10 protein-coding genes are annotated in these 13111 nt (G+C 60.9%); 7 read left to right on the top strand and 3 right to left on the bottom strand.

Going from position 1 to position 13111, the window contains the following annotated elements:
* Complete coding sequence (locus J7355_RS07225) at positions 1-756, bottom strand: glutaminyl-peptide cyclotransferase (protein WP_209061271.1); 756 nt, start codon at positions 754-756, stop codon at positions 1-3.
* Between the two features lie 115 nt (positions 757-871).
* On the opposite strand from J7355_RS07225, the gene J7355_RS07220 reads away from it, so the two are divergent.
* On the top strand, positions 872-1732 hold the full coding sequence (locus tag J7355_RS07220) for a formate/nitrite transporter family protein (protein ID WP_209061270.1): 861 nt from the start codon (positions 872-874) through the stop codon (positions 1730-1732).
* A gap of 76 nt (positions 1733-1808) precedes the next feature.
* Positions 1809-2015 (top strand): CsbD family protein, encoded by a 207-nt coding sequence (locus tag J7355_RS07215; RefSeq protein ID WP_209061268.1) that lies wholly within the window; start codon positions 1809-1811, stop codon positions 2013-2015.
* A gap of 68 nt (positions 2016-2083) precedes the next feature.
* Here the strand turns inward: J7355_RS07215 and J7355_RS07210 are convergent, their stop codons facing one another.
* Positions 2084-2767: a gamma-glutamyl-gamma-aminobutyrate hydrolase family protein gene (locus J7355_RS07210; protein ID WP_209061266.1), complete on the bottom strand. Its 684-nt coding sequence runs from the start codon at positions 2765-2767 to the stop codon at positions 2084-2086.
* A gap of 9 nt (positions 2768-2776) precedes the next feature.
* On the bottom strand, positions 2777-3784 hold the full coding sequence (locus tag J7355_RS07205) for an amidoligase family protein (RefSeq protein WP_247739860.1): 1008 nt from the start codon (positions 3782-3784) through the stop codon (positions 2777-2779).
* Between the two features lie 143 nt (positions 3785-3927).
* Between J7355_RS07205 and aceE the strand changes: the two genes are divergently transcribed.
* The 5 genes from aceE (at position 3928) to J7355_RS07180 (ending at position 13035) form a co-directional block, all read left to right on the top strand.
* Positions 3928-6618, top strand: a complete 2691-nt coding sequence (aceE, locus tag J7355_RS07200; protein ID WP_209061262.1) for a pyruvate dehydrogenase (acetyl-transferring), homodimeric type — start codon at positions 3928-3930, stop codon at positions 6616-6618.
* A 90-nt stretch (positions 6619-6708) separates the two neighbouring features.
* Positions 6709-8490, top strand: a complete 1782-nt coding sequence (aceF, locus tag J7355_RS07195; RefSeq protein ID WP_209061259.1) for a dihydrolipoyllysine-residue acetyltransferase — start codon at positions 6709-6711, stop codon at positions 8488-8490.
* Positions 8491-8675: 185 nt separating this feature from the next.
* Positions 8676-10544 (top strand): dihydrolipoyl dehydrogenase, encoded by a 1869-nt coding sequence (gene lpdA / locus J7355_RS07190; RefSeq protein ID WP_348523006.1) that lies wholly within the window; start codon positions 8676-8678, stop codon positions 10542-10544.
* 132 nt (positions 10545-10676) lie between these two features.
* Positions 10677-10922, top strand: coding sequence for a HigA family addiction module antitoxin (locus J7355_RS07185; protein WP_209061258.1), 246 nt, complete (start codon positions 10677-10679; stop codon positions 10920-10922).
* A gap of 46 nt (positions 10923-10968) precedes the next feature.
* Positions 10969-13035, top strand: coding sequence for a hypothetical protein (locus J7355_RS07180; RefSeq protein ID WP_209061257.1), 2067 nt, complete (start codon positions 10969-10971; stop codon positions 13033-13035).
* The last annotated feature ends 76 nt before the right edge of the window (positions 13036-13111 follow it).

Genomic DNA, 13111 nt, shown 5'->3' with positions numbered 1-13111 from the left:
CTAGGGGCTGCGTTCGATCTCGAACAGGCGCGGCCAGTATTTGCCGGTGACATAGACGCGATCGTTGTCGCTGTCGTAGGCAATGCCGTTGAACGCCTCGGCATTGCTGTCGCCGGGCAGAGCCTCGCGCAGACCGGAGGCGTCGATACGCCCCAGTACAGCGCCGCTGTCCGGGTCGATGCGCAGGATGTGGTCGTCGAACCAGACGTTCGCCCAGATCTCGCCGTCGACGTATTCGAGTTCGTTGAGTCGGTCGACCGGTCGACCGTTCCGGCGCACCTGGACACGCCGCACGACGCCGAAATCCGACGGGTCCAGCACCCGCAGCGTGTCGGTGCCGTCGCTCAGCCATAGATGCGCGCCGTCGTAGGTCAGACCCCAGCCCTCGCCGGTGTACCGCCGCCGGCCGATCAGTTCGAGCGAGGCGGCGTCGAAGACGAAGGCCTCGCCGGCTTTCCAGGTGAGCCAGTAGAGCTTGTCGTCGATTCGTGCGAGGCCTTCGCCGAAATAGCGGGCCGGCAATCGCTGCTGCGCGCGTATGTTTCCGGTGGCGGGGTTCACCCGGCGCAGGGTCGAGCGGCCGTGCTTGCCGGTGGTTTCGTAGAGCATGCCGTCGTGAAAAAGCAGGCCCTGGGTGAAGGCAGCGGCGTCGTGTGGTGCGCTGGAAATCACGTTCGCGGGCGCGGTATCGGCGCGGCAGGCCGTGGATGCGAGCACGGCGGCCAGCAGTGTCGACAGGGCAAGCAGGCGCGGCATGCGTGCATGGTAGCGCGCGTTGCGCGATGGCGTTCGAAAGTCGCGGCAGCAGCCTGCTAAGACAGGGAAAAGACGATTATCATGGAAGACTTGTAACCGCTAAGAGACGCCTTGCATGGCCGAACACCAACATACCGAACACGATCTGGATTCGAATCAGAAGCGCGACGCGCGTCGTCGTGAAGCGCCCAGCGCTGCTGTCGTCTACGAGGCGATCCGGCGCGAGGCCGAGTCCGAGCTCACCCGCCCCCTGCCCGGGCTGGCCTTCTCCGCGCTGGCTGCCGGGCTGTCCATGGGCTTCTCCCTCATCGCCCAGGCGCTGCTCTACAGCTACACGCCGGAATCCGCCTGGCGGCCGATCATCGCCAGCTTCGGCTATTCGATCGGCTTCCTGTTCGTGATTCTGGGCCGCCAGCAACTGTTCACGGAAAACACCCTCACGCCGGTGCTCGAAGTATTGCGTGTGCGGCGCTGGTCAACGGTCTCGCGCACGATCAACCTCTGGGGCGTGGTGCTCGTCGCCAACCTCGTGGGCACGGCCATATTCGCGGCGACGCTGGCCAATTTCGACGTGCTGGACCCCAAGATCAACGGCGCGCTCGCCTCGATCGCGGCTAAGGAATACGAGTACGGCTTCGGCACGATGTTCGTGCGCGCGATCTTTGCCGGCTGGCTGGTGGCGCTCATGCTCTGGCTGATGCCCTTCGCCGAGACCGCGCGCGTCGGCGTGATCATCCTCGTGACCTATGTCATCGGGCTCGCGCATTTCCCGCACATCATCGCCGGCTCGGTCGCCGCGCTCTACGGCGTGTTCACGGGCGCCCACGGGTTCATGGAGTTCGTGTCCGTATTCTTCGTGCCGACGATTCTGGGCAACGTGATCGGGGGGGTGGCACTGGTGGCCGCCGTGAACTACGCCCAGGTCGCCTACAGCGACTCCGAGCGCGATAACAGCGACGTCGACAAGGGCGACTGATGCACGTTCCGGTCGTCGCTGGCGAAGATGCTGCGATGCGGTATAGTCGAGTCACCACTCAAACGGAAAATCTGTCATGGCAGAATCCGACGACAAATGGGAAGGCCGCTGGGAACGCGTCAAGGGCAAGGCCCGTGAGCATTTCGGGCGTCTGACCGACGACGAGGTCGAGGAAACGGCCGGCAAGCGCCAGAACATGCTGGGCAAGATCCAGGAGAAGTACGGCGAGACCAAGGAAAAGGCCGAAGAGATGCTCAAGGATTTCGAACGCAAGCATCTCTAGCGCGCGTATCGACCGCGAAAGCCGTCCGGTTCTGCCGGGCGGCTTTTTTATTGCCCGCCTTGCGGTGGCTATCGCGCCGGGCGCGCCTGGTGACAGGCGGCGACCAGCGCCCGGAAAAGCCGGTACTGGGCCGGGCGATAGCACAGATATTCGGGGTGCCACTGCACGCCGATCACGAAGGCCGCGTTGCGGGCCTCGATCGCCTGCACGAAACCGTCGGCATCGCGTGCACTGGCCTGTATTCCGCTGCCCAGCCCGTGCACGGCCTGGTGATGCAGGCTGTTCACGCGCAGCCGCGAGCTACCCACGATAGCCGCCAGCCGTGAGCGCCGCTTGAGCGCGATCGGCTTGCAGGCCAGCGGATTGACGCGATTGGACGTGGAGCGCCGCAGTTCGCTGATGTCCGAATACAGCGTGCCGCCGGCGGCGACGTTGATCAGCTGGGCGCCGCGGCAGATGCCGAGTATCGGCGTGTTATCGACACGGGCGCGCTTGATCGCGGCCAGTTCCATCTCGTCGCGGGCACGATCGGCGGTGTTGTCGTAGGCCGCGGTGGCGCCGTAGAGATCAGTGGCGATGTCGTCGCCGCCGCCGATCACGAGCCCGTCGATCGGCGCCGGCATGGGATGCCGGGGCGTGGCGCGGACCGCGCGTCCGCCCGCCAGCGCGATGGCCAGCCAGGCGGCCCACCACCCGGGCGCCCAGCGGCTGGCTTTGCCGGTAACGGCAATCAGCGGTCGTTTACGAGCCAAGACAGCGCCTCAGGCGTCGACGAGCTGTTCGAAGCGATCGCCCCAGCGCCCGAGCCAGTCGCCGAAGGGCTTGTCGAGGGTCGCGCAGTATTCGGCACAGATCTCCAGCAGGCGGTCCTCGTCGGCCGCCAGTTCCTCGATCACGCACCAGTGATTCCACGCGGGGTGCAGATCCCAGCCGGGCTGTTCGATCTCGCAGTTGGGCAGGCGATAGTGCAGCGTCGGCCGGGCATTGACCAGGCCATCCGAAACCGCGGCGCGTACGCGCGCCTCGTCCAGGTGGGCGAATACCGGCAACATGTCCAGCGCGCGGTTGCGGCTGGCGTTCTCGGCGAGATAGTCGTCGATCATGGCCGTACGCGTGGGCGTATAGGCCGGGTCGCAGACCTGGCGCACATAGGCTTTGGTGAACGGCTGAATATACGGAAACACGCGCCGGCTGATATCGATCTCGCTGACCCGACGCAGCCAGTCGAAGGCCACGGCGAAGGCACGGATATAGTTCACCAGCGTGGGCGTTTCCAGATCCGGCAACTCCGGATTGAGATGCAGCCCGAACGCGTAGATCGCCGACTGGCTCGTACCGCGCGCGCCGGCGACGCGCAGCGCCTCGATCAGCGGATGCAGTTCGTGCAGCCGACTGATCGCGATCGGCGGGCCGACAATCTCGAACGGCACCACGCGTTTGGCCAGCGCGCCGAGCATGTCCTCGGATACGCGTTCGATCTCGTCGAGCAGCCCGGGTTCGCCCTCGCGGCGGCCCCGCTCCTTGAGAAACGCGTAGTCGAGTTCGATGGCGAAATCGCCCAGCGGCGTGTCCGACACGGTGTATTCGTACGCGCTGTGCGGGTGAATCTCGCCGCCCAGCGTCTGTCGTAGGGTTTCGCCGATGCGTTCGATGGTCAGGCCGGTAAATTCAAGTTCCACGCCGACACGCCTTTCACCGTTCGACGCCGTATGGAGGCGTGATGGCAGGCACAGCGGGGGCTTGGCCGCGGCCGCATCGAAAGTGGTCATTGTATAGTGCAACGCAGCATTATCGAAAAACGTGGCAAGCATGCCACCGACGCGCCGCGACGGCCAGTTGTCGGCCCTCGAAATGCGGGCGTAGTATCGCTTTCAGACTGTCTTTCAACGACTCTATTACCAAGGAGCGCCCTATGGTCCAGGCGAGCGCGCACCCCGAGCACGCCGACGACGCAGAAGACGTCGATCCGCAGGAATCCGCCGAATGGCGCGACGCACTCGATGCCGTTATCGAACGCGAGGGCCCGGAACGGGCGCACTTTCTGCTGGAAATGCTTATTGAGCGTTCCCGGCGGTCCGGGGCCTATATCCCCTACTCGCCGAATACGGCCTATGTGAACACCATCCCGCCACACCGGGAGGAACCCTCGCCGGGCGATCCGGCCATCGAATGGCGTATCCGTTCGATCATCCGCTGGAACGCGATGGCGATGGTCATCCAGGCCAATCGCCACCACGAAGGCGTGGGCGGGCATATCGCCAGCTTCGCGTCGGCGGCCACGCTCTATGAAGTGGGTTTCAACCATTTCTTCCATGCGCCCAGCGAGGAACACGGCGGCGATCTGGTCTATATCCAGGGCCATTCGGCGCCGGGTATCTATGCGCGCTCCTATCTCGAAGGCCGTCTGACCGAGGATCAGCTGCTCAACTTTCGTTCAGAAGCCGGCGGCAAGGGGCTGTCCAGTTATCCGCACGCCTGGCTGATGCCGGACTACTGGCAGTTCGCTACCGTGTCCATGGGCATCGGCCCGATCAACGCCATCTACCAGGCGCGCTTCATGCGCTACCTGCACAATCGCGGCGTGGAGGACACCAGCGATCGCCACGTGTGGTGCTTCTGTGGCGACGGCGAGATGGACGAGCCCGAATCCATGGGCGCGATCGATATCGCGGCCCGCGAAGGCCTCGACAACCTGATCTTCGTGGTCAACTGCAACCTGCAGCGCCTCGACGGCCCGGTACGCGGCGACTCCAAGATCATCAACGAACTGGAAGGCTCCTTCCGCGGTGCCGGCTGGAACGTCATCAAGGTGATCTGGGGTGCCCTCTGGGACGGCCTGCTGGCCCAGGATCACGACGGCAAGCTCGTCGAGCTGATGAACGAAACCGTCGATGGCGAATACCAGGCGTACAAGGCGCACGGCGGCGACTACACGCGCGAGAACTTCTTCGGCAAGTATCCGGAGCTGAAGAAGATGGTCGCGTCGATGTCCGATGAGGACATCCGCCGCCTCAACCGTGGTGGCCACGACCCGCACAAGGTCTATGCGGCCTATCACCGCGCGGTGAACAACAAGAACGGGCGGCCGACCGTGATCCTGGCCAAGACGGTCAAGGGCTACGGCATGGGCGAGGCCGGCGAAGGCCAGAACATCACCCATCAGCAGAAGAAGATGGGCGAGGACGCGCTCAAGGAATTCCGTGATCGCTTCGAGATCCCGGTCGACGACGACAAGATCGCCGAGGCGCCCTTCTACAAGCCGGCCGAGGATTCCGAGGAAATCCAGTATCTCAAGGCGCGTCGCAAGGAGCTGGGCGGTTACCTGCCGCAGCGTCGCACCGACGGCGACAAGCTCGAGATCCCGCCGCTGTCGGCATTCCAGAAGCTGCTCGACGGCTCCGGCGATCGCGAAATGGCCACCACCATGGTGTTCGTGCGCATCCTGCAGATCCTCACCCGCGACAAGAACGTGAAGGACCGCGTGGTGCCGATCATCCCGGACGAGGCGCGCACCTTCGGCATGGAAGGCATGTTCCGTAGCCTGGGCATCTATTCGCCGGTCGGCCAGCTATTCAAGCCCGAGGACTCCGACCAGCTCGCCTTCTACAAGGAATCGGTCAAGGGCCAGATCCTCGAGGAAGGCATCACCGAAGCGGGCGCTATTTCGTCGTTCATCGCCGCGGCCACGTCGTACTCGAACCACGGCAAGACGATGATCCCGTTCTATGCTTACTACGCCATGTTCGGCTTCCAGCGCGTGGGCGACTTCTGCTGGGCGGCCGGCGACATGCGCGCCCGCGGCTTTTTGCTCGGTGGCACCGCCGGTCGTACCACGATCAACGGCGAAGGCCTGCAGCACCAGGACGGCCACAGCCACATCATGTTCGACTTCGTGCCGAACTGCCGCGCCTACGACCCGACCTTCTCCTACGAGATGGCGGTGATCATTCATCGCGGTCTGGAAGAGATGTACGTCGAGCAGAAGGACGTCTACTACTACCTCACGATGATGAACGAGAACTACAGCCATCCGGCGATGCCGGAAGGCGTGGAAGACGACATCATCGCCGGCATGTACAAGTTCTCGGAGGGCAACAAGCGCTACAAGAAGCAGGTCAACCTGCTGGGCTCCGGCACCATCCTGCGCGAAGCCATCGCCGCCGCCGAAATGCTCGAGAAGGAATACAACGTCGGGGCCACCGTCTGGAGCGTACCCAGCTTCACCCAGCTGCGCCGCGACGGTCTCACCACCGAACGCTGGAACATGCTCCATCCGGAGGAGGAACCGCGCCAGAGCTTCATCGGCAAGAAGTTCGCCGACGCCAAGGGCCCGGCGATTGCCGCGACCGACTATGTGCGCGGCTATGCGGACCTCATCCGGCCGTTTATGCCGGTGGCGTATCACACGCTCGGCACCGACGGGTATGGCCGTTCGGACACGCGCGAGGCCCTGCGCGACTTCTTCGAGGTCGACCGCCGCTGGATCACCGTGTCGGCGCTCAAGGCGCTGGCCGACGAAGGCACCATCGAGCGCAAGCAGGTGGGCGAGGCGATTCGCAAGTACGGCATCGATCCGGACAAGCCGGAGCCCATTACCCACTGATGGTCTGAAAACGCGGATCACCCAGTCGAAACAATGCTTTAAAAGCGCGGCCCGTCCGCGGGCCGCGCCACCGGATCAAGGAAACGCTTTATGGCGGCGCAGGAAATCAAGGTCCCGGATATCGGCGACTTCGACGAGGTCGAGGTCATCGAGGTGCTGGTGTCCGAGGGTGACGAGGTCGAGGAAGAGCAGCCGCTCATCACCCTCGAATCCGACAAGGCCACGCTCGAGGTGCCCTCGTCCGCGGCCGGCAAGATCACCGAGCTCAAGGTCGCCGAAGGCGACAAGGTCTCCGAGGGCGACGTGATCGCCATGCTCGAGGCTGCAGACGCATCCGGCGACGACTCGGAGGACGAAGCCGACGACGCCGATACGGACGAGGAAGCCGAAGACGACTCGAGCGGCGCGGACGACGGCGAAGAAGAAGCCGACGCCTCGGAATCCGAGGATGACGACGACAGCGACGACGATGAAGCTGACGACGACGCCTCGGGCGGCGGCGAGAGTGTCGAGGTCAAGGTGCCGGACATCGGCGACTTCGACGAGGTCGAGGTCATCGAAGTTCTGGTGTCCGAAGGCGACGACGTCGAGGAAGAACAGCCGCTGATCACCCTGGAATCGGACAAGGCCACACTGGAAGTGCCCTCGTCAGGCGCCGGCAAGATCACCGAACTCAAGGTCTCCGAAGGCGACAAGGTGTCCGAGGGCGACGTGATCGCGATGCTGGAAACCGCCGGCGGCGGCAAGAAGGCGTCCGGGGGCAACAAGAAGTCCGAGTCCAAGGCCGATTCGAAGCCCAAGAAGGATGGTGAACCGAAGCCGCCGAAGCGCGGCAAGAGCGGCAAGGACGAGCCGCAGGACGACGCGCCCACACAGCCCGCGGCCAAGGCCGGCGACAGCGGCGACTCGAGCAAGCTCAAGAGCGTCGACGAGGACCGTTTCAACAAGGCCCACGCCTCGCCGAGCGTGCGCAAGTACGCGCGCCAGATCGGTGCCGATCTCGGGCGGATCGAAGGCAGCGGCCGCAAGGGGCGCATTCTCGAGGAAGACGTCCAGGCATACGTCCGGAAGACGCTGGAACAGGTTCAGGGCCGCGCCAGTGCCGGTGCCGGCAGCGCGGCGCCGGCCGGGGGCGGCGGCGTACCGGCCCAGCCGGATATCGACTACAGCCAGTTCGGCGAGGTCGAGACCAACGAACTGCCGCGGATCCGCAAGCTCTCGGCCAAGGCTGTGCACCGCAACTGGCTGCTCATTCCGCATGTCACCCAGTTCGATACCGCCGATATCACCGAGATGGAAGCCTTCCGCCAGGCCAATAAGGAAAAAGCCAAGGCCGACGGCGTGAAGCTCACCCCGCTGGCCTTCATGCTCAAGGCCGCGGCTGCAGCGCTGCGCGAATTCCCGGACCTCAACAGCTCGCTCACCGCGGACTGCGAGCATCTGGTACACAAGCATTACGTGCATATCGCCGTGGCGGTGGATACGCCCAACGGCCTGCTCATGCCGGTGCTCAAGAATGTGGACCAGAAAGGCATCTACCAGATCGCCCGCGAGCTGGACGATCTCAGCGGGCGCGCCCGCGAAGGCAAGCTCAAGGGCGACGAGATGAAGGGCGCCTGCTTCTCCATCTCCAGCCTGGGCGGCGTCGGCGGTACCGCGTTCACGCCGATCGTGAACAGCCCGGAAGTGGGCATCCTCGGCGTGTCCAAGCACAGTTGGCAGCCGGTCTGGAACGGCAGCGAGTTCGAGCCGCGCCTGATCCTGCCGCTGTCGCTGTCCTACGATCACCGCGTGATCGACGGCGCCAAGGCGGCACGAATCACCGGCTTCCTAAGCGAAAAACTCTCCGATCTTCGTACGTTGCTTCTCTAGGCGGCCGCGGCCATGCGACTGCAATACGGCGTTGCCGATCGCTTGTGTAGCGTTGCTACACGGCGCTCGCGGCGCCTTGTCTTGCAGCCTCATGACTCGCGCCGGGCGATCGAGGTTTTGTCGCTTCGATCGCTCGCTTCTTGAACGCACAATCCGGCCTTAGGGCCGGTCAAGGTAGTTAAACCATGGCGCAGGAAATCAAGGTTCCGGACATTGGCGATTTCGACGAAGTCGAGGTCATCGAAGTACTGGTCGCCAAGGGCGACGAGGTCGAGGAAGAACAGCCGCTAATCACGCTGGAATCGGACAAGGCCACGCTGGAAGTGCCTTCGTCCGCGGCCGGCAAGATCACCGAAATGAAGGTCAAGGAAGGCGACAAGGTCTCCGAGGGCGACGTGATCGCCCTGCTGGAAGCTGCCGACGCCGGCGGTGACGAAGACGGCGACGACGACAATGCCGACGCCAAGGCCGACGAATCCGAAAAGGAAGAAAAGGCTGCCAAACAGAAGCAGGACGACGCCGCTAAAGAGCGCGAAAAGAAGCAATCGTCGTCGAAAAGCAGCGGAAAAGACGCCAAGAGTGGCGAAAAGAGCCAGAAGGAAAGCCAGCCGAAGTCGGCGCCGAAGAAAGACCACGGCTACGACTGCGACGTACTGGTGCTCGGCTCCGGCCCCGGCGGCTATACCGCAGCTTTTCGTGCCGCAGACATGGGCCTGAACGTCACCCTGGTCGAACGCCACAGCGTGCTCGGCGGTGTCTGCCTGAACATCGGTTGCATTCCCTCCAAGGCCCTGCTGCATTCCGCCAAGGTCATCGAGGACGCCGCCGACATGGCCAACCACGGCGTGTCCTTCGGCAAACCCAAGATCGAACTGCCCAAGCTCATGGAGTTCAAGCAGTCGGTCATCGACAAGCTCACCGGCGGCCTCAAATCCATGGCCTCCAAGCGCAAGGTCAACGTCGTTACCGGTACGGGCACCTTCAAGGACGAACACACGCTGTCCATTGAAGGTGATAGTCATGGCGATGGCGAAACCAGCGAGATCAGCTTCAACAACTGCATCATCGCCGTCGGCTCCGAGCCGGTCATCCTGCCCGACTGGCCCGAAGACGACCGCATCTGGGATTCCGAAGCCGCCCTGTCGCCGGACGAAATCCCGAAATCACTGCTGGTGATCGGCGGCGGCATCATCGGCCTGGAACTGGCCAACGTCTATGCCGCCCACGGCACCGATGTCGACATCGTCGAGATGACCGACACGCTCATCCCCGGCGCCGACCGCGATCTGGTCAAGCCGCTGCAGAAACGCATGAGCAGCCGCTGCGGCAATATCTGGACCGGCACCCAGGTCACCGGCATAAAGGCCGGCAAGAAGTCACTGAAAGCCAGCTTCGAGGGCAAGGACGCCCCCGAGAGCAAGGACTACGACCGCGTGCTCGCAGCCATCGGCCGCAAGCCCAACGGCAAGAAGATCGGTGCCGAGAACGTCGGCGTGAAAGTGGACGAGCGCGGCTTCATCACCATCGACAAGCAGTGCCGCACGAGTGTGGATAACATCTTCGCCATCGGCGACGTCTCCGGCGAACCGCAGCTCGCCCACCGTGCCACCCACCAGGGCAAGGTCGCAGCCGAATGCTGTGCTGGCGAAAAAGCCGCTTTCGATGCCAAGGTCATTCCCTCCGTGGTCTATACCGACCCGGAAGTCGCCTGGACGGGCGTCACCGAAACCCAGGCCAAGAAAGACGGTATCGAATACGAGAAGGGCGCCTTCCCCTGGGCCGCCAGCGGCCGCGCCCTCGGCATGGGTACCTCGGAAGGCAACACCAAGATCCTGTTCGACAAGGACACCGGCCGTACCATCGGCGCCGGCGCCGTCGGCCCCGGTGCCGGCGAACTGATCGCCGAACTGGGCCTCGCCATCGAAATGGGCTGCGACGCCCACGACATCGGCCTCACCATCCATCCGCATCCGACCCTGTCGGAAACGGTAGGGATGGCCGCCGAGGCCGCGGCCGGAACTTTGACGGATTTGTATATTCCGAAGAAGAAGTAGCTCAAGCGCTCACTTCTACGACTAAAGGCCGGCAATTCGCCGGCCTTTTTTTATGCATTTTGCATTTACTCGGTCTATTCGCTTCTCTATTGTTCTAGATAGCGGCTGTTAATACTGCTGCGAGGGGGCGACATGGCCGAGCTTGCGAATGTTCATCCGGGCGACGTGCTGCGCGAAGAGTTTATCGCGCCGATGGGTTTGACCCTTCGCAACGTCGCGGATGCGACTGGTCTTCTGCATGACGATTTAGCTTCGCTTATGGAAGCACGGCGCCGGGTAGATGCCGATATCGCTTGCCGGCTGAGCCAGTTCTTTGGCACGTCGGTTCAGTTCTGGTTGGGGTTGCAGGCGGATTACGACACTGAGAATGCACAATGAAAGACCTGACCTTAGCCCTACTTTCAATTAACGGGAAGGAGCGTAGATGGCGCAAGTATCAAGGGCCGCTTTGCTTTTCGCATATGCTGCTGAACAGTTTGTAGAAACGAGCAGCCTAACTTCTGCATACACCGCGCTTTTTGCGCCAGCCATAGCTAAATTCCAATCCGGAGCTGTTTTTAACGCGGACTCTGTTTCGAAAGAGATGGAAAATCTTTACGGGATAGATATCCATCCGTATGCCGTCAACCAGATGGCTAAATATCTTGAGGAAGCGGGCCTCATCTCCGCGAACGAGCGTTCTAACCGAAGGGTCACCTATTACTATAACGAGGTTGAAGAAGCGCCGCTGGAGGATATCGAAAAGAAAATTTCTGATATCACTTGCGCTTTCGTAGATTTCGCCCGCCCAAAACTAGCGAGGCTAAAAAGCCATTCAACGGCACATGAGCTAGGCGACGCACTATTAAAAAGACTAAGAAAAATGGAATTCGTGGATCTGCTTATGCGGCCAGATCTAGAGTATCAGCCGGGGCGGTCGTTACCCTCAGTTGGTAACTCAACAGAGCTACATATTGATACAGTCTGCGCGCAATTTATACTTCATGTCGCTAACAAAAAAACAGAAGACATGCACGCTCTAGTAAAAGTTGCGGAGGGTGCTTTGTTAGCTGAAGTCATCGACGAAATAAAAAAGCCAACCACCAATGAAAAGTATGTGGAAGGCATGTCGGTATTTCTCGACGGCCCAATACTTCTCGATATTCTTGGGCTGAGCAACGAAAAACAAGTCGATTACGCACATAGGCTGATCAATAACCTAAAATCTGCCGGCGCAGCGGTGAAAACGTTCACTCATTGTGTAGAGGAAGTGGGTTCAATTATCGATGCGGTAATCTCGGCGTCTTACACTAATGGCGCATACGGTGATCTTGCGACGAGGATGCGAGCTGAGCCGGATTTAAAAATGAAGGCTCGGTTGGCTCAAAAAAGCACCTCTTATTTGCTCGAAAAATTCGACGTTACTGTTCATAAATGGGCGGGGAATATAGACCCGACGTCTATAAAATATTTTACAAGAGAAAAAGAAGAAAAGCTCTTTGAAAATCTATCGTTTATATCTAACGTTGTGACTAGGGAGCGAGACGCTGCTTCATTGGCGCACATCTTACGTCTACGGCGCGATAACGAGCCCCGCGACTTTTATGGATGCAAATTCCTGTTTATAACGAGAAATCCGCGTTTGGCGGCGCAAGGCGACAACGCTTTGAAACGCGAAAAACTAGTGCCTCCATATGTCTTCCCTGCGTGTATAACGGATCGCCATTTGGCCGGTCTTTTATGGGTCGTCACCGGGGGTCAAAGCGCTAGATCGCTGCCGCAGAGTAAGTTGTTAGCAAATAGTAGTCGCGCGCTCGCGCCTCGCCAGGACGTGATCTCACGGATGCACGCCTTCGTTGCTAAGAATGACCCTGAGAGTTTGGAGCGCTATGAAGCTTTGCTTCGAGATCAAAGGTGCCAATATGTTTTGACCGATCAGACCTTGAATGATGCAGAAATTATAAATGATGATAACTATGCGGAAATTCTTGAATCGATTGAAGAAGCCCTCGTCCATCAACTCCAGGAGGAAACGTCCGCCAAAATTGACCGAAAGAACGAGGAAATTCAAAGGGAGAAAGACCGCGCAGAGCGTGCCAGGGTCTTAGCTGAAAGCTCGGAGAGTCGTGCACACAAAAGTGACGAATCAAAAATGGAGTTCGTTCGAAGCCAATTTGAGGTAGCTCTTTCGGAAGTTAATAGTGCTTATAAGTGTCGACGGGCCCTTGGAATTCTGGTGGTTTATCTCATAGCACTAGGATTTGGTTTAGGAGCTACAGCCCTAGGAAACGTTAACGGTCTGCCACTATGGGGATCGGTGTTACTTTGGGTACTCTTGGTTGGTGGGCTAACAATTAGCCATTTTCTTTCCTGGATACAGCAATTCGTGGATAAGTGGCTAGATAATAGGCGGAGCAAATTTGACGACATTATCCAGTCTAGGCAGTTAAGAGGGTATAAACGACCATACCCCGGTTTCAGTAGCGTTTCGATCCAGAGCCCCAGGGTTTAAATGGCCGCTTCTGCGGCCATCCGCGCAGCGTAGTCAGCGGGCGTCAGCCCGCTGAGTTCTTTCTTCGGTCGTTCTT

This window comes from Endozoicomonas sp. G2_2, from assembly GCF_017744135.1.
In the GTDB taxonomy this organism is placed as follows: Bacteria; Pseudomonadota; Gammaproteobacteria; order Nevskiales; family Salinisphaeraceae; genus Salinisphaera.
The sequence above is the reverse complement of the archived record's forward strand: the minus strand, read 5'-3'. Positions and strand labels throughout refer to the sequence as shown.

Bases quoted from the DNA above. Each gene is read 5' to 3' on its own strand.
- J7355_RS07215 (WP_209061268.1), top strand. From the start codon at position 1,809: ATGGCAGAATCCGACGACAAATGGGAAGGCCGCTGGGAACGCGTCAAG.
- aceE (WP_209061262.1), top strand. From the start codon at position 3,928: ATGGTCCAGGCGAGCGCGCACCCCGAGCACGCCGACGACGCAGAAGAC.
- J7355_RS07205 (WP_247739860.1), bottom strand. From the start codon at position 3,784: ATGACCACTTTCGATGCGGCCGCGGCCAAGCCCCCGCTGTGCCTGCCA.
- aceF (WP_209061259.1), top strand. From the start codon at position 6,709: ATGGCGGCGCAGGAAATCAAGGTCCCGGATATCGGCGACTTCGACGAG.
- lpdA (WP_348523006.1), top strand. From the start codon at position 8,676: ATGGCGCAGGAAATCAAGGTTCCGGACATTGGCGATTTCGACGAAGTC.
- J7355_RS07185 (WP_209061258.1), top strand. From the start codon at position 10,677: ATGGCCGAGCTTGCGAATGTTCATCCGGGCGACGTGCTGCGCGAAGAG.
- J7355_RS07220 (WP_209061270.1), top strand. From the start codon at position 872: ATGGCCGAACACCAACATACCGAACACGATCTGGATTCGAATCAGAAG.
- J7355_RS07225 (WP_209061271.1), bottom strand. From the start codon at position 756: ATGCCGCGCCTGCTTGCCCTGTCGACACTGCTGGCCGCCGTGCTCGCA.
- J7355_RS07180 (WP_209061257.1), top strand. From the start codon at position 10,969: ATGGCGCAAGTATCAAGGGCCGCTTTGCTTTTCGCATATGCTGCTGAA.